Source organism: Cellvibrio japonicus Ueda107, assembly GCF_000019225.1.
GTDB lineage: Bacteria > Pseudomonadota > Gammaproteobacteria > Pseudomonadales > Cellvibrionaceae > Cellvibrio > Cellvibrio japonicus.
On sequence record NC_010995.1, the window covers coordinates 4,212,688 to 4,233,729 of the forward strand.

Consider the following 21,042-nt stretch of genomic DNA (forward strand, 5'->3'; position numbering starts at 1 on the left):
GTGGATAACAAACCCGACTCACCCGAAAAGATTAAAAGTGAATCCAAGGCCGCGCTGCGCGCCCAGGAAGCCAGCAAACGCAAAGCAGCTTTGCAGCGCAAAATCCTCTTGAGCCTGGGGGCTATCGCCCTGCTGGCAAGTGCTGTTATCAGCTGGTGGCTGCATGGACAATTGGTGGTTACCAAGCAGCAGGAGCGTCTAAACCAGCTGACGCAGATGGAAGCGGACAACCGCAAAATGCTGCTGGAAAGTTATTTGCGCACCCAGACCCAAACTGTTGATCGCCTGGCCGCCAACCAGGACTTTATCGATAGCCTCACCCCGGAACACCCCAGCAACACACCGGAACAGCGCGATACACTCACCCGCCAATGGCTGCGCGCCACACCAGGGGCATTGAGCGTGCGCCTGTTTGAGTTGCACAGTGCAGAGCTGGATCGCAACGCGGAGTATCCTATTCGCTTTGCGGAAATGGATCTGATTCGCCGCGCCGAAACGCGCCAGACAATCCAACCCGAGCTGGTACAAATCAACGACCGATGGCAAATCAATTGGGCGCGTCCCATCGCGGTTGATAACAGCAGCGATCCACTGGGCAGCCTTTTTATCGTTATTGATGCCAGCGAATTGCTCAATCTTTTTCAGGGAGGGGACAAGCGACTGGGCGAAATCCAACTCATTCAACAATTCGCGGGCAGCGCACCGCTGATTGTCCTGAAGCAGGGCACAGGCAATGCCGGCCCCAGTGTCCAGGTGCAAGTTGCCGGTAGTGCGTTACAACTCAAATTCACGCCGTCCTCCGAATTAGTGGCTATGTCTGCAGAGCTGCCCAGCCTCTGGATTATGATCAGTGCGTTGATCACCGCTGCACTCCTGGCGCTCGCCTTACTCGCCAGTAAATTCCTGGTTCGCCTCGAACTGGGCAAAGCGCCGCAAGAGCCGGCACTCAGTGATTTGGTGCCCGCACATAAACCAGCCAGCAGCGCCAGCGAAGAAAGCGTAGCCAATCCCTTATTCCACAAGCAGGACATCCTGGATATTGCCGTCATCGATGAAGATGAGGATGTACTCGGCCTGGGCGGCAGTCGCGGTAAAAAAACCAGCGGCCTCACCAACACCCAAATGAGTGAGGATGACATTCCGCGGGATATTTTCCGCTCTTACGATATCCGTGGCTTGGTCGGCAGCCAGCTCACCCCGGAACTGGCCCTGAAAATTGGCCAGGCCATTGGCAGCGAAGCGCTGGATCAGGGTGAGCAAAGCCTGATTGTTGCGCGCGACGGGCGCACCCACAGCGCAAACCTGACCCAGGCGCTGATCAAGGGTATCCTCAAATCTGGCTGTAACGTTATCAACATAGGTGTCGTGCCCACACCATTGATGTATTTCGCCAGCTTCCAGTTTGAAGACACCCGCAGTGGTGTCATGGTAACGGCCAGCCACAATCCCAAGGAATATAACGGTTTTAAAGTGGTGATTAACAACGAGGCGCTGGCCGACGAAGCGGTACTCGACCTGCGCGCACGTATTATCGGCCAGCGATTACATCAGGGACTGGGCGAGGAGTTCCCGCGCGACATTATCCCCGCGTATATCGAGCGCATTTTCTCGGATGTCGCCCTGGCCGGTAATGTTTCGCTGGTTATTGACGCCGGCAATGCCGTTACCGGTTTGGTTGCACCGCAATTGTTCGAGGAATTGGGATGTGATGTGACGCCCCTGTTTTGCGATCTCGATGGCGAATTCCCCAATCACAACCCGGATCCCACCGAAGAAAAAAACCTCAGCGCATTAATTGCCAAGGTGCAGGAAACCGGTGCCGATATGGGCGTGGCTTTCGATGGCGATGGCGATCGACTGGTTGTCGTTACCCCCAAGGGCGATATTATCTGGCCAGATCGGATGCTGATGCTGTTTGCACGCGATATACTCGCGCGCCATCCGGGGGCCGATGTGCTCTTCGATGTGAAATGCTCACGCCAGCTCAACCAGGTGATCAGCAGCTACGGCGGCCGGCCGATCATGTGGAAAACCGGCCACTCACCGATGAAAGCCAAAATGGTCGAAACCGGAGCTCTCATTGGCGGGGAATATTCCGGCCATATTTTTATCAAGGATCGCTGGTATGGTTTTGACGATGGCCTTTACGCCATGGCACGTTTGCTGGAAATCATCACCCTGCGCGACCAGAAGATCGATGATATTTTTGCCAGTTTCCCCCCCATGGTCATTACCCCGGAATTAAAAATCCCGAGCAGTGACCGCAACAAGTTCGCGCTTATCGAAAAATTGCAGGCACAGGGCGATTTCCAGAATGGCGCCATTACCACCATCGATGGTTTGCGCGTGGATTTCCCCAAGGGCTGGGGCCTGGTGCGCGCCTCCAATACATCGCCGGCACTGACGTTGCGCTTTGAGGCGGAAAGCCAGGAAATGCTGGTCAAGATCCAACAATTGTTTAAACGCGAGCTGCTTAAAGTCGATAGTAGCCTTGCGCTCCCTTTTTAACCTCTCGCTATAGGATTTCACCATGTCTCTCAGCCGTGAATCAGCAATGAATATCGCCAATGTACTTACCGAAGCCCTGCCTTACATCCAGCGCTTTACGGGTAAAACCGTCGTTGTCAAATTCGGTGGCAACGCGATGGAAGGCGAAGCGCTGCAAAACAGTTTTGCGCGCGATATCGTATTAATGAAACTGGTCGGTATGAACCCGGTAGTGGTTCACGGCGGCGGACCACAAATTGGCAGCCTGCTGGAAAAACTCAATATCAAATCCGAATTTATCAACGGCATGCGTGTTACCGACAGCGCCACCATGGATGTGGTTGAAATGGTGCTGGGCGGCACGGTCAATAAACAAATCGTCAGCCTGATCAATCGCAATGGCGGCCAGGCCATAGGCCTCACCGGCAAAGATGGCCAACTGATCCGCGCCAAAAAGCTGACCGTTACCCATAAAACCCCCGAGATGCTGGCTCCGGAAATTCTCGACATAGGCCATGTCGGTGAAGTGCAAAGCGTGAATACCGCTGTGATTGATATGTTAATCAACAGCGATTTTATTCCGGTGATTGCCCCTATCGGGGTCGGCGAAGACGGCGCTTCCTACAATATCAACGCCGACCTGGTAGCAGGTAAAATTGCTGAATTCCTGCGCGCGGAAAAACTGATGCTGCTCACCAACGTATCCGGCCTGCAAGACAAGCAGGGCAATGTGCTTACCGGCCTTTCCACTGAGCAAGTCGATGCACTGATTGCCGATGGCACCATTTATGGTGGCATGCTGCCCAAAATTGCCTGTGCCCTGGATGCGGTCAAAGGCGGTGTCACCAGTGCGCATATTATTGATGGCCGCGTCGATCACGCGGTGCTGCTGGAGATCTTCACCGACGCCGGTGTGGGCACCCTGATCACGAATAAACCCAAGGCCTGATCACTAAACGCTGCCCACCAGGGACAGCGCCTTCGGTGGAGCACCGCTTATGACCAGCAGTTCCGGCAAAATTCCACGTCGCCAGCAGATCCTTGAATGCCTGGCTCGTATGCTTGAGTCCAGCCCCGGCGAACGCATCACGACCGCCAACCTGGCGCGCGAGGTGGGGGTTTCCGAGGCGGCGCTCTACCGCCATTTCCCCAGCAAATCCAAGATGTTTGAAGGCCTGATTGAATTTATTGAGGAAACTGTTTTCACGCGCATTACCGTAATCCTGGCGGAAGAAAAATCTGCACTCAAACGCTGTGAAACCCTGCTGGCATTGTTGCTGACATTTGCCGAGCGCAATCCGGGCCTGACGCGCCTGCTGACCGGGGATGCCCTGACCGGCGAAACCGAACGCCTGCGCCTGCGCATCGCCCAATTTTTTGAGCGACTGGAAACCCAATTGCGACAAATATTGCGCGAAGCCGAATTGCGCGAGGGACTGCGCCCACAACTTCCCGTCGCCGCGGCAGCCAACCTGATGATTGCCCTGGCGGATGGCAAGATTGTGGAGTTTGTGCGCTCGGGCTTCCGCCGCCCTCCCACCGAAGGCTGGCAGGATCAATGGCAATTGATCGCCCAGGGATTATTGGTCGCCGGTGAGGTTACCGAAGGTTAGTAAGTCACCAGGACAGAAATAGTAACGGCTAAAAAAATCCCGGCTTAATGCCGGGATTTTTCATCTTCCGTAATTTCAATAAAACGCGTTCGGTCTGTATCGAATTTGGCTGAGACCTGGTTAAACTCCTGCTCGCGCTGCTTAATCTGAGCCTGAATATCGCGCTCTTCCTGCTCGGTATTCTGGATGGTTTTCAGCAAGTCTGCCGGAATCTCGCGACCACCGCGCTCTATCGCTGCGGCCTGTTGCTGGGACTGGGCCAACCTGGTGCGCACACCGCTGAGGTTGGCTTCAAGTATGCCAATATTACCGCGCAGGCTTTGCAGGTTGCGCTCCTTGGCTGCATCTATGTCCGCCACATTGCTATAACTGCGACGCAATTGCAGATCTGCCTTGGCCTGTTCATCCTTTGCCTTTCTTTCGCGACCGGCTTTCTCTGCCGCCTCGCCCTGCAGGACAGGGGGAACCACCTTGATCACCTTGCCGCTGCGGGACATCACCTCGTACCCCTTAGCCGCAAGTTCCGGTGGAGGCAGCTTGCTGTCCATCACCACAATGCCCTGTTCATTTTTGTAGCGATAGATATGCCGCGAATCGGTATCTTTTTTTGCCTGTGCCATGACCTGCGGGCATAACAATAAAACGGCCAGGACAACACTGGCACATAAGCCAATCACGTTAAAGGGTTTCATAGGTTGCAAAACGTCTCGCTATCTACAGTTCTACACCATAGGTCGCGCGGTAGCTTTTAATCCTGTCCACCAGCGCCGCTTGACCAGGTTGGTGCTCCAAATAATGAATAATGTGATTCAGGTTGATAATACTGATGACGGGCACACCAAAATTCTGCTCCACTTCCTGAATAGCGGAGAGCTCGCCCCGTCCTTTTTCCTGGCGGTTCAAACCGATCAGTACTGCCGCAGGTTGTGCCCCTGCCTGCTGGATAATGCCCATGACCTCACGTACAGCAGTACCCGCGGTAATGACATCATCGACAATCAGGATACGCCCTTTAAGTGGTGCACCAACCAGGGTGCCACCTTCACCGTGGTCCTTGGCTTCCTTGCGATTGTAGCAATAGGGCAGATCGCGACCGAATTCATCAGCCAATGCAATCGCGGTTGCCGCTGCCAGGGGAATCCCTTTATAGGCCGGGCCGAAGACTACATCGAAATCCACCCCGGCGGCGGTGATGGCTGCCGCATAATGGCGTCCCAGTTCTGCCAGGGCACTTCCGGTTTGAAAACGACCCGCGTTAAAAAAGTAGGGGCTGGTGCGCCCGGATTTGAGAACGAATTCACCAAAACATAACGCCTGGTGCTTGATTGCCAGCTGAATGAAGTCAGATTGGTACTTTTCCATGCAAAGTTCCTGAGGATGAACTAGGTTTGTAACAGAGAATAACAATTAGGCAGTTTGGCTATGTACCAAGCGCCCATTTGGCAGAAATCGACCCTACCAAATGTAAGGATGTGAAAATTCGTAACGCCTACCACAAAAAACCCAGCCGTAACGGTAACACAATCACAGAAAGCTCGGGTATGATACACAGTCCATAATCAAGGGGCTAACATGAGAGTTATCAGTCTTAGCGTCGATGGTATTTTTCAGGCGGCGCAACGCGGCCTGTACACATGGCTCGCCAGTCAGGATGCAGATTTTATCTGTTTGCAGGATCTACGCGCCCTGGAGCGCGAACTGGAAAAACCCGAGTTTGAGCTCAAGGGTTACAACGCCTACTTCTTCGATTCAGGCACCAAACACTATAACGGTGTGGCTATCTATACCCGTCTGCAACCCAAAGCCTTGATCTACGGCTTGGGTTTTGCTTCAGGTGTCGATATGGAAGGCCGTTACCTGCAGGTGGATTTCGAGCAGTTGAGTATCGGTTCACTCCTCGCACCCAGTGCGTCTTCGGAGTTGGAATCCCAGGAAGTCAAAATCAAGTTCTTTGATGATTTCCAGGCTCACCTGGACAAAATCACCCGCAAGCGCCGCGAGTACGTCTTCTGTGGTAACTGGCAGATGGCCCATACCCCCAAAGATGTCAGCAACAGCACAGAGAACCAGCACAACTCCGGTTTCCTGCCCCACGAGCGCCAGTGGTTAAGCCAGCTGTTTAACCAGATCGGCTATGTGGATGCCTTCCGCAAGGTCAACAAAGACGCTGACGAATACAGCTGGTGGCCGAGTGGAGCCAAAGGCGAGGGCGACGGCTGGCGCACCGATTTCCAGGTTGTATCCAACAGCCTGGGACACAAGGTGGAATACGCCACCATCTACAAAACCCAGCAGTTTTCCAGCCATTTGCCGGTCATTATTGATTACGACATAGAACTCTGATCAAACACACCTGCATTAAAAAAGCCCGCGATGAATATCCATCGCGGGCTTTTTAATTTCCTATCCGGATATCAGTCGACAGCTAACACATCGTAAACCACAACCCTGGACCAGAGGTGTTGATATTGCTCGACAAACTTTTGATGGATGGGGTGAACCTGATAGGCGTCCTGGCCAGCCACATCGTCAAACCCCAGCAATTCCGAGACATGGTAGGAGTTATCCACCACCTCGCGTTTTTCCGTCGATGCAGGCACGCCGACATGGAAACTGCGCACCGTCTCTATGGCGGCGAGGGTTTTAATCCCGGTAATTAATTGCGCGCGATCCTGTGCAGACTCAGGATTTTTCAACCAGAAAAATACATGGTGCAATAACTTGGGCATGACTGGGGCCTGGGGCTGTGTCGCTGACAGCGACGATGAAACCGCCAGGCTGGCCCCGGCAAGGGCACTGGTGGCCAGGAATTGGCGACGATTGAAATCTGACATGAAAAGCTCCTTGTGATCAGTAAGGGACAGCCCCCTACCTTACCCACCCGTGCTTATCTGGCAATTTCCTTTACGCAAGATTACCCGCCCACTAGATAGCACAGGCGCTCCTGGGCTCGGGCCGATAAACACCGACATTGGTATGGCCTGCATCCTTGAGGTTGGCAGCGTGCAACTGGCTCATGACCCCTTTCTGGCAATAAAGGAAATACTGTTTTCCTGTGTCGAGTTGCGCGAACTGGTTGTTGAGGCGATAGAACGGAATCTTAAGAATGTCTACTCCGGACACACGCAGGGGATTCGCCTCTTCCTCATCCGGGTGGCGGATATCGATCAGCGCCTGCCCCGGTTGCACAACATCCACAACCGGCACCGCCAGATCCTGATCCAGCTCTTCGACAATTTCATCAATATTCTGCGCGCGACGCTCGGCGATGGCGCGCTCCAATATCGCCATATCAAATTTGGCCTCTTCCCGCTCCACCTTGTGCATGCGCGCCTTGGTAGTGGGATTAACCGAAATCACACCACAATACTCCGGCATGCTGGCGGCAAAACTCTCCGTACCGATTTTGCGCGAAATATCGATGATATCGCCCTTGTCCATGGTCGCCAGCGGGCGCAGTACCAGCATATCAATCGCGCGATCAATGGCATTCAGGTTAATCAGCGTCTGGCTCGATACCTGGGCGACACTCTCGCCGGTAACCAGGGCAGGAATTTCGAGTGACTCAGCCACTTTCTCCGCTGCGCGCAACATCATGCGCTTGAGTGTCACGCCCATATAGGCATTGTCAACTTTTTCCAGGATTTCCCGGACAACCTCTTCAAAGGGAACAGTGACAAACTTCACCCGGTGTGAAGCGCCATATTTATTCCACAAATAGTAAGCGACCTCTTTCACCCCGATTTCGTGCGCACGTCCACCGAGGTTGAAAAAACAATAGTGCGCACGCAACCCGCGTTTAATGCATAAATAAGTAGACACTGTAGAGTCGAAACCACCGGAGATCAGCGACAGTACCGGGTCCTGTGCCCCCAGGGGGAAACCGCCCAAGCCCTGGGTTTTGCGGGTAATGACCCACAGGCGCTCTCCCTTAATCTCCAGGGGCACAGTAACCTCGGGGTGATGCAGGTCCACACCGGCAGCCCGGGTATGCTCCAGCAAACCACCCCCCACATATTGCTCGACCTGCACAGACGTAAATTCGTGTTTACCGGCGCGCTTCACCCGCACACAAAAGCGCTTGCCTGCCAGGGCATCTCCCCAATGGCGCAGGGTGTGACGAAAAATGGATTCCAGATCTGCCAGGGGGTAATCCTGGATCAGGGCAAAATTGGCAATACCGGGGGTATGGGCAAGTACCTCGGAAACCTGCGCCGTGATCAATTCATCGGCTTCCGGACAGCGGATTTCAATTTTTTCCCAATCGCGTTGCACATCGATACTGACACCGAGATTATTCAAGAGCACGCGCAAGTTATCGCGCAGTTGCTTGATGAACCTTTTTCTGACTGGCGGGCTTTTAATGATGATTTCGGGAAAAACTTTGACAATAAAATGCATGGAACACACCTGGCAGGATAGCGCGAAACGAGTAAACCAAAAGCGGGCGATTATAAAGCAAGCCTTCCATCCAAGGGGCTTTGTCCCCTAAAAACCCGGAAATCTGCGCCCCAATTCAGTCTCGTCCCTGCACATTATTTTGTAGATTCCAGGCCAAATGGCACAGCACAGCCTAACACCAAAACGATGAGCCCCGGCAGACAGCTGCTAGCGTTACCCAAATGAGCCCTGCCGAGGATGGATCAGTAAGGTTCTGGACGTGCTTTGTGCTCTTGCCGAACAAGCCAATCTATTCGCGCTTAAGGCGGTGATTGCTGACAACAATCCCGGCATCATATGCCGGGATTGTTGTTTATTTGGAGCGATGGACAACAGCTGCCAGCTGTTTGAGTTTGGGAGTAACTATCGGCACCGTCATCATGGTGCTAACAACCGCCATAATCAGCAGGGCGGTAAAGGTTTCGCTGGTGATAATTTGTTTGTCCAGCAATACGTTAGCAAAAATAATCATGATCAGAGCCTTGGTTTGCAGCAGCCACCCTATGATGGAGGCTTCACCCTTTTCCCATTTGAGAACCCGACCCGCAAGGTGTACTCCGGCCAATTTTCCAGCGGCTTGCGCCAACAGCAACACCGCCGCCGCCGCAAATACGGCGATGCCTCCCACTTCCCAGTTAGTGCGCAAGCCTGTGCTGAGGAAGAATACGGGCATAATGATCAGCAATACGAAATGGCGCAGCTTGTCCATGTCTTCCTGATTGAACCATTCTGCATCCATAACGGCACCTGCCAGGAAGGCCCCTACCATAAAATGTAACCCGGCCCAGTCTGCCAACAGGCCGCAAAGCGCCAACCAGATAAAACCAATGTACCAACGATCACGCTCCTGTAATGCCAGCATCAGCTTGCGGAACAAATAGCTGGCCACCACAAAACTCAGCAGAAAAATCCCCTGGCGTCCAATGCGCTCCCAATCAAGCAGGATCAACGCCAGGACGCCCCAAATCGCAATATCATCCAGGCTGGCATAGCGCAGAATCCGCTGCCCTATGGGTTGGCGCAGTATCTCCATCTTTTCCATCAGCAGGATCAGAATCGGCAAAGCAGTTACCGCACAGGCCATCCCCACACCAACAATAAACTGCCAGGTCATTCCATTGGGGCCCATCCAGCCATCGCTGATACTGAGCAAAATGGCGGCTGCCACACAGCCAAACAACAGGGGGGTACCCAGTGCCAGGCCGGCGGTAATACCGCTCTCGCGCTTGTATTCCCAGGCCTTTTTCAAATCCAGCTCAATACCGGCGATCCAGACAAAAATCATCACTGCCCACCAGGCGATACCGTTAAGCGCCTGGATCACCTGGGGATTAAATACAAACTGGTAATAGTCGGGAAAAGCCGCCCCCAAAACACCGGGCCCCAGGAGAATACCGGTGATGATCTGTACCACGACCAGGGGAGCCCAATAATCGGTCCTGAATAAACGCCAAATCAGGTAGGGAACCGTAAAGATGATCAGCATAGCGATCAGGAAGATTTCCGTAATGGTAACTGCGTGCATAACTTGCCTTGGATTTTTTAGGGAATTGTTTATTTTATAAACGGCACAGCATGCCTGAGTCCGCACCTGTGGCCGAGCGCGCAAGGCTAACCCTCTTTAGCAGCCCAGGCGAGCCATCCCTCATAAACAATCGCTATGGCATGATCGCAGGGCTTTCGCCCTCTTTTCAGGCAGGTGGACAGATTGAATTTTGCCATGACACGGCCAGCCTTCCCGGCATGGAAAGCCACGCCACAAAAAGCACCAATATTGATCATTTCAGAAAAAATACGCACCAATACAGTGCTTTTGCATTTTTTAAAACCCGGCGATCTATGCTTAAACCCTTATTTTTAAACGGCTGTTGCTATTTTCTTTAAATGGCATATATTTTGCCCCGTTTCTGACACCCTAGTCCCGTGTCGCTCACCGAAATGAGTCGTTCCGTGAAATGAGCAACGTGTCTGGATGAACGTGGGCAACAATTCCAGGTAGGCGATCCTCCGGGCTGTCTACTTACCCGCAATAACAACTTTCTCAATCTATAGCCTTCGGGCTATAACAACTTGGAGGCATTCAATGTCTAAGACTTTAGACCTGATCAAGCAACACGAAGCTCGCTGGATCGACCTGCGTTTCACTGACACCAAAGGTAAAGAGCAACACGTAACCTTCCCATCTCACGTAGTGGATGACAAGTTCTTCACCGAAGGCAAGATGTTCGACGGCTCTTCTATCGCTGGCTGGAAAGGCATTAACGACTCAGACATGATCCTGATGCCGGACGACTCTACCGCGGTACTGGATCCTTTCTACGACGAACCCACTATTATCATTCGCTGTAACATCGTTGAGCCATCAACCATGCAAGGCTACGATCGCGACCCGCGCTCTATCGGCCTGCGCGCTGAAGAATACCTGAAGTCTACCGGTCTGGGCGACGTTGCCCTGTTCGGTCCAGAGCCAGAATTCTTCATCTTCGACAGTGTTCACTATGCATCCGGCATGGGCGGCTCTTTCTACAAAATCAAGTCTGAAGAAGCTTCCTGGCAGTCAGGCGAAGACAGCGAAGGCAAGCACGGCCACGCGCCACGCGTAAAAGGCGGCTACTTCCCCGTTGCACCTATCGATTCCCTGCACGACATCCGTGGCGCTATGTGTAACGCGATGGAAGCCATGGGCCTGACCATCGAAATCCACCACCACGAAGTTGCTAACGCCGGCCAGTGTGAAATCGGTGTAGGCGCCAACACCCTGGTTAAGAAAGCGGACGAAGTACAAATCCTCAAGTACTGCGTGCACAACGTAGCTCACCAGTACGGCAAAACCGCTACTTTCATGCCGAAGCCACTGATCGGTGATAACGGTTCAGGTATGCACGTTCACCAGTCTTTCTCCAAGAATGGCAAAAACCAATTCGCAGGCGATGCTTACGCCGGCCTGAGCGAAACTGCCCTGTACTACGTTGGCGGTATCATCAAGCACGCCAAGGCACTGAACGCTTTCTGTAACGCTTCTACCAACTCTTACAAGCGTCTGGTTCCAGGCTTCGAAGCGCCAGTTATGCTGGCTTACTCTGCCCGTAACCGCTCTGCGTCTATCCGTATTCCTTACACTGTGGGCGAGAAAGCCAAGCGTATTGAAACCCGCTTCCCCGACCCGACTGCCAACCCATACCTGTGCTTCGCTGCACTGTTGATGGCAGGTATCGACGGCGTACAGAACAAGATCCACCCGGGCGAGCCAGCGACCAAAGACCTGTACGACCTGGAGCCGGAAGAAGAAGCCCAGATTCCACAAGTATGTGCCTCTTTGGAAGAAGCTTTGAGTGCCCTGGAAGCTGACCACGAGTTCCTGCTGAAAGGCGGCGTATTCAGCAAAGACTTCATCGATGCGTACATCGACCTGAAGAAAGCTGACATCCAACGTGTAAACATGACTCCTCACCCGGTAGAATTCGAACTCTATTACAGCGTGTAAGGTCACAGATTTTGCCGAGCAATTGGCAAAATCTCCCTGCAAGATGGCAAAAAGCCCGCCCCCGACAGGGAGCGGGCTTTTTGTTTGCGGCGAGAGCGATTAATCTCAGTGTAATCCCCGGAGGAATCGGCTATGAACTCGCATCTATCCACATTCTGGCTTTCAATGCTGCTGGCTTGCCTGCTGGCTCCCTGGACCATGGCAGAGGTTTATAAAACCGTCGATAAAGATGGCCGGGTCATCTATTCCGACAGCCCCAAAACCGACAACGCCGAGCGCATCAAACTGCGCGAACTCAACACAGTCCCCAGTCCGGATGCCATTCCGCAATACCAGACAAACCAGGCACCCGCCGTCGTTGAAGACGAAGGCTATGAGATACATATCATCAGCCCTCGCCATGAAGTTACTATTCCCGTCGGCCAACGCGACCTGGCCATTGCCATCAACCTTAACCGCGAGCTGCAGGCAGATCACCTGCTGGTGTATTTCATGGATGGGGAGCTTATCGAAGAAACCCGTATGACCAACATCCTGATCAAGGACGTTATGCGCGGCACCCACGTGATCAGCGTGGAGGCCATAGACGCAGATGGTCAATCATTGGGCACATCGGAGCCGGTTACCGTGAACCTAATTCGACCAATTATTAAAAAACCTGCATCACCAACGCCCAAGCCCAGCAAGTAGCACCAAAATAGTGCACACCGGATACCCCTGTGCTAGATTTTGGACGGGGTTTTGCGCTAAAACAGGCCTTTTTCTTTGGTTTTTCAGTTGGTTTGCTTTTTGCATTAACTCCATTGCCCATTGTCGAGGCGTTGTGGAGAGCAAAAGTCGTTGAGCCCGCCGGATATTTACAAGCCCATTCTCGATAGCCTGAGTACCGCCATTATCCTGGTGGACAGGGACCTTTTGCTGTGCCATATGAACCCGGCTGCCGAGGCCTTGCTGGCCATGAGCTGCGAGAGCAATACCGGCGAGCCCATTACCTACTTCTTTTACGAATCCGATGAAACGGATCGCCAGTTGAAGCTGGCGGCCGCCCAGGCCAACCATTACACCAAACGCCATGCCGAATGGCGCCTGTTAAGCGGTGGCACTATCACCGTAGACTATACCGTCACCCCCTATGGCGATCACGAAGGATTGATTGTGGAAATCCAACCCATCGATCGCCTGCTGCGCATCAGCCGCGAGGAAATGCTCACCAGCTCCCACGAAACAACGCGCAACCTGATCCGCGGCATGGCCCACGAAATCAAGAATCCCCTGGGGGGAATCCGCGGTGCCGCCCAACTGCTGGCCCGGGAATTACCCCATTCCAATCTGACCGAATACACCAGCATCATCATCGACGAAGCCGATCGCCTGCGTAACCTGGTTGACCGGATGCTCGGCCCCAACCAGGTTCCCCAATGGCAGTCACTCAATGTGCACGAGGCCATCGAGCGGGTCGCCAATATCATTAAGGCCGAAAGTAGCGACGCGATCAAAATCGTGCGCGACTACGATCCCAGTATTCCCAACCTGCTGGGCGATAAGGAGATGCTTATCCAGGCATTGCTCAATATTGTCCGCAACGCTATGCAGGCCCTGTTGGAAGCCAATGTCAAAAACGGGGTTATCCAGCTGCGCAGCCGTATCCAGCGCCAATACACCATTGGTCGCCGCCACCATTCACTGGTGTGCCGCATCGATGTCATCGACAACGGACCGGGTATCCCCACCGATATCATCGAAAATATTTTCTACCCCATGATCACCGGCCGCGCCGAAGGTACTGGCCTGGGGCTCACCATTTCGCAACACCTCATCCACCAACATCACGGCCTGATTGAGTGCCATAGTGAGCCGGGCAACACCCGCTTCTCGCTTTATCTACCAATGGAAAATCACCATGCAGAAGTCCAATAAAGTCTGGATAATCGACGATGACCGGTCCATCCGCTGGGTACTGGAAAAAGCCCTGCAGGGTGCAAATATCGAAACACGGGTCTTTGATTCGGGTGACAGCGCACTGAGCCAGCTCAACCGCGACATACCCGATGCCATCATCAGTGATATCCGCATGCCAGGTACCGATGGCCTTACCCTGCTCAGTAACCTTCACAATACCCACCCCCATATTCCCATCATCATCATGACGGCCCACTCCGACCTGGACAGTGCGGTAGCCGCTTATCAGGGGGGCGCCTTCGAGTATTTGCCCAAACCCTTTGATGTGGATGATGCGGTAGCCGTTACCCAGCGCGCCCTGGCCCATGCCCAGGAGCAAAAGTCGGAGCAAGCGCCGGAGAGTACCCCGGAAACCAATACCGAAATCATCGGTGAAGCACCGGCCATGCAGGAAGTCTTTCGCGCTATCGGGCGCCTGTCGCAATCCAACATCACGGTACTGATCAACGGCCAATCAGGTACGGGAAAGGAGCTGGTGGCACGTGCTCTGCACCGCCACAGCCCGCGCCGCAATGGTCCCTTTATCGCCCTGAATATGGCGGCCATCCCCAAAGACCTGATGGAGTCAGAGTTGTTTGGCCATGAGAAGGGCGCCTTCACCGGGGCGGCGGCGCAACGCCAGGGGCGCTTTGAGCAGGCCAATGGTGGCTCCTTGTTCCTCGACGAAATCGGCGATATGCCCGCGGAAACCCAAACCCGCTTGCTGCGCGTCCTGGCCGATGGCGAGTTTTACCGCGTCGGTGGCCATACCCCGGTGAAAGTGGATGTGCGTATCATCGCCGCCACCCACCAGAACCTGGAACACCTGGTAGCGGAAAATCGTTTCCGCGAAGACCTGTTCCACCGCCTGAACGTGATTCGTATCCACATTCCCAAACTGGCCAACCGCCGCGAGGATATCCCCAAACTGGCGCGCTTCTTCCTGCACAAGGCTGCAACGGAGTTGAATGTGGACACCAAGGTACTGCTGCCGGAAACCGAGGAGTTTTTCTGCTCCCTGCAATGGCCTGGTAATGTGCGTCAGCTGGAGAACACCTGCCGCTGGATTACCGTCATGGCATCCGGCCGCGAGGTACATATCGAGGATTTGCCGCCGGAATTACTCGATCACAAGGAAACCAGCACACCGGCAGACGACTGGGAAAAGGCCCTGCGCCACTGGGCCGACCAGGCCCTGGCACGCGGCCAGCACCAATTGCTCAGCGAAGCGGTACCCACCTTTGAGCGCGCCCTGATCGAAACTGCGCTCAAATACACCGCAGGCCGCAAGCGCGACGCCGCCAACCTGCTCGGCTGGGGCCGCAACACCCTGACCCGGAAACTCAAGGATTTGGGCATGGCGGGAGGCCAGGATATCGAGGGCGACGACGACAACTGATAGCGCAGCCTACACTGCTTTACCCCACCTCAACCCCCTGGAACGCGACAAACGGGCCAGGGTATTTTTTTGCATGTTGTTTGTAGCGACAACAGCAAGTTTGGGAACCTGTGACTATACTCAGGCCAAGGCGTCACTCTTGAGCCCACCAACAGACCTAATCGCACCCTGATCGGACTTACGCTGTGAGCAAATCACGGTGGGCATACCAATCTTGCGCACAGATTGGCATGAATGCGAGCGATACAATGGGACACAAGTACGCCAGGCCTCAAGACGTTGCAAAGAATGCCGATAGATAACGACAAGCCAAAACATAACAGTTCTACCGCAAGCTCGGGGGAAACAATGGTACAAAAATCTCTTTTAACCAAGTTAATGGTCGTGCTTACCACCACCATGGTCGCAATCGCCCTGATTGTCTCTTTCATCAACTACCGCGTCGCTGAGAGCGGTCTGGAAAAGGCGCTTGAGACCGAAACCAACGCCATGGTGGAGCTGACCAACAGCTCACTGCTGGAGGCCGTATTTGCCTACGATTTCCAGCAAATTGAGGCTATCGCCAAGTCCCTCGTCAATACGGCGCTGGTGACCTCGGTCAGTGTGTCCGACCACCGCGGCCAATCCCTGGCCAAGGCCAGCGACGATGACCGCAGCAACGGCCAAATAGAACGCAAAGCCATCCCTATCGTGTACAACGGCAGCACAATAGGCAGTTACGACATCAGCTTCTCCACCGATGAAATGCGCCAAACCCTGGCTGACCAGGTAGAGGCCACTATCCTCACCGTTATCGCCCTGCTCGCCGCCAGCCTGATTACTGTTTATGTGTTGATGCGCAGCCTTGTACTGGCACCAGTCGCCGAAGTGACCCGCTCTCTGTCTGCCATTGCGGACGGTGGTGGCGACCTGACCCGCCGCCTGCCCACCGACAGTAAAAACGAAATTGCCGAGCTGGCCCATAACTTCAACCGCGTGATGGAACATATCGCCGACATTATTCGCAATGTGATCCAGGTGAACGAGAAGGTGCGCAGTAACGTCAATACCATGGGTCGAGCCACCGAAAGCACCGTCAGCTCCACCTCCCAACAATTGCGTGAAATTGAATTGGTTGCCACTGCCGTGGAAGAGCTGTCTGCCTCTGCCACTGAAATTGCCCGCCATGCCGGGGAAACCGCCGAGCGCACCAATGCCACCAGTATCCTGGCAGAAGAGGGCAACACCATCGTCAGCCAATCCCTGGATAACGTGAATCGCCTGACCGGCCAGATTGAATCCACCGCACAAAAAATCCAGGTGCTGAAAAACAACTCCGTCAACATCGGCTCAGTGATGGAGGTGATTCGGACTATCGCCGAACAAACCAACCTGCTCGCCCTTAACGCGGCGATTGAGGCAGCCCGCGCGGGTGAACAGGGCCGCGGTTTCGCGGTAGTGGCGGACGAAGTGCGCTCACTGGCCCAGAAGACCCGCTCGTCTACCGAGGAAATCGAATCGATTATTGTGCAGTTGCAGCGCGCGGCGGACGAAGCCCACCAAGCCATGAGCACCAGCACGGCCTCTGCCCGTGAAACCATCGATATCGCCTCTAAAGTGGGTCAGGCACTGGATAAGATTCGCAACAATATCGGCACCATCAACGATATGAACCACCAGATTGCCACCGCCTCACACCAGCAGAGTTCCGTGGCCAACGAGGTGAGCAAAAACATCACGGCAATCCATGCCCTGTCTGAAAAAGTGGCTGAGAACGCCCAGGTAGTGAACCAGAGCGGCAGCCAGTTGATCCAGGAAACCGGCGAGCTGAAACAGCAGATCGACAACTTCAAAGTGTGATTGCCTTAACCATAAATAAACCCGCCAGCTGGCGGGTTTATGGTTTTCAGGTTGCGTCCCTGGACAATCCGACCCCCTCACGATACGGCAAATAGCCTATTGCCTCCTCGCGATAAGCGCGTACCTGTTGTGCTTCTCCAGCCACAAAACGACTGACTGCCGCCGTAAAATCCGCATCGCACAACCAATGGTTGGAGTAGGTCAACAGGGGTTCAAACCCTCTCGCCAATTTGTGCTCCCCCTGGGCACCGCCATCGAAACGCTGCAACCCGTGGGCAATTGCAAATTCTATTCCCTGGTAATAACAGGTTTCAAAATGCAGGAACTGGTACTCCTCAAGGCAACCCCAATAACGCCCATAGAGGGTGCATTCGTCATAGAAGAACAGCGCTGCAGCTATGGCATCTCCATCGGAATTGAGGACGCGGATTAACAGGGTCATGTCGGCCAGGTCAGGCCCCAGGCGCGCAAAAAAATCCGCGCTCAGATAGCCATCATGGCCGCTGCGCTTGCGGTAGGTGTTACGGTACAACTGGTAAAAATGGGCACATATCTCCGGGGTTAGTTGGCTGCCGGTCAACCACTCAAAACGCAATCCCTGTGCAGCAACCTGCTGCCGCTCCTTGCGCAGGGTCTTGCGTTTGCGCGAGCTGAGTTGCGCCAGGAAATCCTCAAACCCCTGGTAGTCCCGGTTAAACCAATGGAACTGGCACCCCAGGCGCATCATCGTGCCAGCATCCTCCCAGCGCCGGGACTCGGAATCCGCCGGAAACAGGCAGTGCCAACCAGATAGGCCCAAGCGCTCCACCTCCTGTTGGATACAGGCAAACATCCGGAGGTAAAGTTGCTCCGCAGATTGTCCCGGTGCCACCAATAAGCGCGCACCATAACAGGGCGTAAAAGGAATGGCAGAAATCAGTTTGGGGTAGTACTCATGGCCATAGCGGTGATAGGCATCGGCCCAGGCCCAGTCGAAGACATATTCACCGTAAGAGTGGCTCTTGATGTATCCGGGCAGGGCCGCAACAAGTTTGCCATCCTCTTCCATTAGCAAATGGTGCGGCTGCCAACCATTTTTCGCGCTGCAACTGCCACTCAGCTCCAGTGCCGCCAGGAAGCGGTGCCGAATAAACGGATAGGAGGCAGGGCAGAGGTTATCCCACTGCATGGCAGATACCTGGTTGATCGACGAGATAAAACGATGGGGCATTGGTGTCCTCGGAATATTCCCCTGGCCAAATCGCGGGGGACCAGACAAAAACAGGGGCGATAAGTCTGTGTAAAGTTAGGCAACAGATTTTCGAACGCGCTAGTCATTGTCAATCCATCTACAGTAGAATCCCGCCACCTTGGTTACTTCTGGTCATTGAATGACAGCTTCTGAACCTGACCCTGAACACATACCCCAGCGTCACACAACTCCCAGCCTATCCACCCTCTTGCAGGATTTCGCCTCCAGTTTCAGCGCCGAGCGGGTACGTGTACGCGATATCACCGAATCACTGGGGCCACGCTCTTTCGGTTTTATCCTGCTGATTTTTGCCCTACCCAATTCCCTTCCCATCATCGGTATCCCCGGTGTATCCGCCATTACCGGTTTGCCTATGCTGTTTGTTGCAGTGCAGATGGCCCTTAAACATGATCGTGTCTATTTGCCGCGCTGGATTGCCGACAGCTCCATGTCGACGGCCGACTTCCAGTCCCTGGTGAACAAGGTAGCTCCCTGGCTAAAGCGCATCGAAAAGCTGATGAAGCCACGTATCCCACTGTTGACCCAAGGCAATGCCGAGCGGGTTTTAGGCGCCCTGTGCGCACTCCAGGCATTCCTGCTGGCCCTGCCCATTCCCTTTGGCAACCTCCTGCCGGCACTCAGCATCCTGTTTATCGCCCTTGGGCTTATCGAGAACGACGGTGTTTGTGTCCTCGGAGGGATTGCACTCGGAGTCGCCAGTTGGGCACTCCTGGGCGGACTGGCCTGGGTCATCATGCAAACCCTATTTACCGTCGTCGAACGACTATTTTGATAACAAGAGGAATCAATCGTGGAATGGATCGCTGATCCCGGCGCCTGGCTGGGTCTGCTGACCCTGGTGGTACTGGAAATAGTACTGGGGATCGATAATCTTATCTTTATTGCCATCCTGGCCAACAAGCTCCCGCCGCACCAGCGCGACAAAGCCCGCGTCCTGGGGTTGGGCCTGGCACTGGGTATGCGTCTGCTGCTGTTATTAGGCATTTCCTGGATGGTCACCCTCACTGAACCCCTGTTCAGTGTTTTTGGCCATAGCCTGTCCGGGCGCGACCTTATCCTGCTCTTCGGCGGCATCTTCCTGTTGTTCAAGGCCACCCTGGAAGTTCACGAACGGGTAGAAGGCAAGATCCATGCACCGCGCCAAACCAAGGTACACGCCGCATTCTGGGGGGTAGTGGCCCAGATCATTGTGCTCGACGCCGTTTTCTCCCTGGATGCGGTAATCACCGCTGTCGGCATGGTGGAACATGTTGAAGTCATGATGATCGCCGTCGTTATTGCCATGCTGGTGATGATCATCGCGAGCAAGGCGCTCACCGATTTCGTCAATCGCCACCCCACGGTGGTCATGCTCTGCCTTGGCTTCCTGTTGATGATCGGCTTTAGCCTGGTGGCAGAAGGCGCCGGCTTCCAGATTCCCAAGGGCTACCTCTACGGTGCTATTGCGTTCTCAATACTGATCGAAGTTTTCAATCAACTGGCGCGCTCCAACCGCACGCGCAACCTGATTGGCGAGCGCCCGCTGCGCGATCGCACGGCCGAAGCAGTGCTCAAATTACTGGGGGGACGCAGCAACGCCGATGAAGTAGGCGATGATATTGCAGCCATGGCCACCCCCAAGGACGAGGAAGTCGCGTTTGACCAAAATGAACGCACCATGATTCGCAGCGTATTACAGCTCTCCGACCGCCCGATACAGTCGCTAATGACACCGCGTCCCGACATCGTGTGGGTAGATGCCAAGGCAACACCGGCAGAGCTGCTTGATATCCTGAAAAAGACACCGCAAACCCGCCTGCTGGTAGCCCGCGAAGAGCTGGACGACCTGATTGGCGTGGTGCAAAGCCGCGACCTGCTTACCGCCGCACTGGACAACCAGACCCTGGACCTGGGCAAGCTGGCGCTGCCACCCCTGGCAGTCCCGGAGGGTACCAGTGCCCTCAAGGTGCTGGAAATGTTGCGCCAGGAAACCCTGCCCATGGCAATCGTCATCGACGAATACGGCAGCATCAAGGGCCTGGTCACAACCGGAGACCTGCTTGCCGCTATCGCCGGGGAACTCGCCGATACCTACGATGAACCCCTGGCGGTACCTATTGAAGATGGCTGGCTGCTCGATGGCAGTATTGCCCTGGAAAAACTGGAAGAGCTACTGCGCATCCAGCTGGATCGGGGCGATGGCGAATACTTCACCCTCGCCGGATTAATCCTGGAGCAGTTGCAGCACATTCCCAAGATAGGCGAAGAACTGAGCCTGGCCGGTTATCGCTTCCGTATCGCCAGCATGGAAGGGCGCCGCATCCACCAGGTGCTGGCCAAACCCCTGGCCGATGCCGATGAGGAACTGCCCCAACAAACCTTGTTTTAGGGTTATTTTCCACGCCAACGCGAACCCGGTCACGGGCGTTAATACGCCCTTGGTGAATAATGGCGCGCACCGGAAAACCGGTCGCGTGCGCCCTGTCACAACCTGTCTATACCGGGCCAGAACCCTCAGATTTATTGGGGTTGAGTTCAGAAAAACCCACCTAGACTCGCTCCAGCCTACAACAATCCACAGCGCCCAATGCACACGGCAGGGGCGCCATTT

18 protein-coding genes are annotated in these 21,042 nt (G+C 54.5%); 12 read left to right on the plus strand and 6 right to left on the minus strand.

Features of this window, described 5'->3' with window-relative positions; all coding sequences use genetic code 11:
- Genes CJA_RS19815 through slmA form a run of 3 tightly spaced genes read left to right on the plus strand, consistent with a single transcriptional unit; the run spans window position 1 to window position 4,100 of the window.
- Window positions 1-2,508, plus strand: a complete 2,508-nt coding sequence (locus CJA_RS19815) for a phosphomannomutase/phosphoglucomutase (protein WP_012489099.1) — start codon at window positions 1-3, stop codon at window positions 2,506-2,508.
- Between the two features lie 22 nt (window positions 2,509-2,530).
- Window positions 2,531-3,436 carry an acetylglutamate kinase gene (argB, locus tag CJA_RS16990; protein ID WP_012489100.1) on the plus strand — a complete coding sequence of 302 codons (906 nt, stop codon included), beginning with the start codon at window positions 2,531-2,533 and terminating at the stop codon, window positions 3,434-3,436.
- A gap of 49 nt (window positions 3,437-3,485) precedes the next feature.
- A complete protein-coding gene (slmA, locus tag CJA_RS16995) occupies window positions 3,486-4,100 on the plus strand; it encodes a nucleoid occlusion factor SlmA (protein WP_012489101.1) in 615 nt (204 codons plus the stop codon).
- Window positions 4,101-4,144: 44 nt separating this feature from the next.
- On the opposite strand, the gene CJA_RS17000 is transcribed toward slmA, so the two are convergent.
- Together CJA_RS17000 and pyrE are read right to left on the minus strand one after the other, a co-directional pair.
- A complete protein-coding gene (locus tag CJA_RS17000) occupies window positions 4,145-4,792 on the minus strand; it encodes a hypothetical protein (protein WP_148208920.1) in 648 nt (215 codons plus the stop codon).
- 22 nt (window positions 4,793-4,814) lie between these two features.
- Entirely contained in the window at window positions 4,815-5,462 is a 648-nt protein-coding gene (gene pyrE / locus CJA_RS17005) for an orotate phosphoribosyltransferase (RefSeq protein ID WP_012489103.1), read from the minus strand.
- A gap of 210 nt (window positions 5,463-5,672) precedes the next feature.
- Between pyrE and CJA_RS17010 the strand changes: the two genes are divergently transcribed.
- Entirely contained in the window at window positions 5,673-6,443 is a 771-nt protein-coding gene (locus CJA_RS17010; RefSeq protein WP_012489104.1) for an exodeoxyribonuclease III, read from the plus strand.
- A gap of 71 nt (window positions 6,444-6,514) precedes the next feature.
- On the opposite strand, the gene CJA_RS17015 is transcribed toward CJA_RS17010, so the two are convergent.
- The 3 genes from CJA_RS17015 to CJA_RS17025 form a co-directional block, all read right to left on the minus strand.
- Complete coding sequence (locus tag CJA_RS17015) at window positions 6,515-6,934, minus strand: Dabb family protein (RefSeq protein ID WP_012489105.1); 420 nt, start codon at window positions 6,932-6,934, stop codon at window positions 6,515-6,517.
- 91 nt (window positions 6,935-7,025) lie between these two features.
- Entirely contained in the window at window positions 7,026-8,501 is a 1,476-nt protein-coding gene (gene thiI / locus CJA_RS17020) for a tRNA uracil 4-sulfurtransferase ThiI (protein ID WP_012489106.1), read from the minus strand.
- Between the two features lie 352 nt (window positions 8,502-8,853).
- Entirely contained in the window at window positions 8,854-10,065 is a 1,212-nt protein-coding gene (locus tag CJA_RS17025) for a cation:proton antiporter (RefSeq protein WP_041551724.1), read from the minus strand.
- Between the two features lie 50 nt (window positions 10,066-10,115).
- On the opposite strand from CJA_RS17025, the gene CJA_RS17030 reads away from it, so the two are divergent.
- The 6 genes from CJA_RS17030 (at window position 10,116) to CJA_RS17055 (ending at window position 17,200) form a co-directional block, all read left to right on the plus strand.
- Window positions 10,116-10,424, plus strand: a complete 309-nt coding sequence (locus tag CJA_RS17030; protein WP_041551726.1) for a hypothetical protein — start codon at window positions 10,116-10,118, stop codon at window positions 10,422-10,424.
- 199 nt (window positions 10,425-10,623) lie between these two features.
- Window positions 10,624-12,024, plus strand: coding sequence for a type I glutamate--ammonia ligase (gene glnA / locus CJA_RS17035; RefSeq protein ID WP_012489109.1), 1,401 nt, complete (start codon window positions 10,624-10,626; stop codon window positions 12,022-12,024).
- Window positions 12,025-12,156: 132 nt separating this feature from the next.
- A complete protein-coding gene (locus CJA_RS17040; protein ID WP_012489110.1) occupies window positions 12,157-12,714 on the plus strand; it encodes a DUF4124 domain-containing protein in 558 nt (185 codons plus the stop codon).
- A 150-nt stretch (window positions 12,715-12,864) separates the two neighbouring features.
- Entirely contained in the window at window positions 12,865-13,941 is a 1,077-nt protein-coding gene (glnL, locus tag CJA_RS17045) for a nitrogen regulation protein NR(II) (protein WP_012489111.1), read from the plus strand.
- Entirely contained in the window at window positions 13,925-15,361 is a 1,437-nt protein-coding gene (gene glnG / locus CJA_RS17050) for a nitrogen regulation protein NR(I) (RefSeq protein ID WP_012489112.1), read from the plus strand. Before glnL ends, glnG begins: the two co-directional genes overlap by 17 nt.
- 348 nt (window positions 15,362-15,709) lie before the next feature.
- Complete coding sequence (locus tag CJA_RS17055) at window positions 15,710-17,200, plus strand: methyl-accepting chemotaxis protein (protein ID WP_012489113.1); 1,491 nt, start codon at window positions 15,710-15,712, stop codon at window positions 17,198-17,200.
- A 46-nt stretch (window positions 17,201-17,246) separates the two neighbouring features.
- Here CJA_RS17055 and CJA_RS17060 read toward each other — a convergent pair whose 3' ends face one another.
- Window positions 17,247-18,410, minus strand: coding sequence for a GNAT family N-acetyltransferase (locus tag CJA_RS17060; RefSeq protein WP_012489114.1), 1,164 nt, complete (start codon window positions 18,408-18,410; stop codon window positions 17,247-17,249).
- 160 nt (window positions 18,411-18,570) lie between these two features.
- Here CJA_RS17060 and CJA_RS17065 point away from each other — a divergent pair, with 160 nt between their 5' ends.
- Both CJA_RS17065 and CJA_RS17070 read left to right on the plus strand, forming a co-directional pair.
- The gene (locus CJA_RS17065) at window positions 18,571-19,224 is read left to right on the plus strand and encodes an exopolysaccharide biosynthesis protein (protein ID WP_012489115.1); all 654 of its coding nucleotides are present in this window, start codon (window positions 18,571-18,573) and stop codon (window positions 19,222-19,224) included.
- Window positions 19,225-19,242: 18 nt separating this feature from the next.
- Window positions 19,243-20,820 (plus strand): TerC family protein, encoded by a 1,578-nt coding sequence (locus CJA_RS17070; protein ID WP_012489116.1) that lies wholly within the window; start codon window positions 19,243-19,245, stop codon window positions 20,818-20,820.
- Window positions 20,821-21,042: the final 222 nt, after the last annotated feature.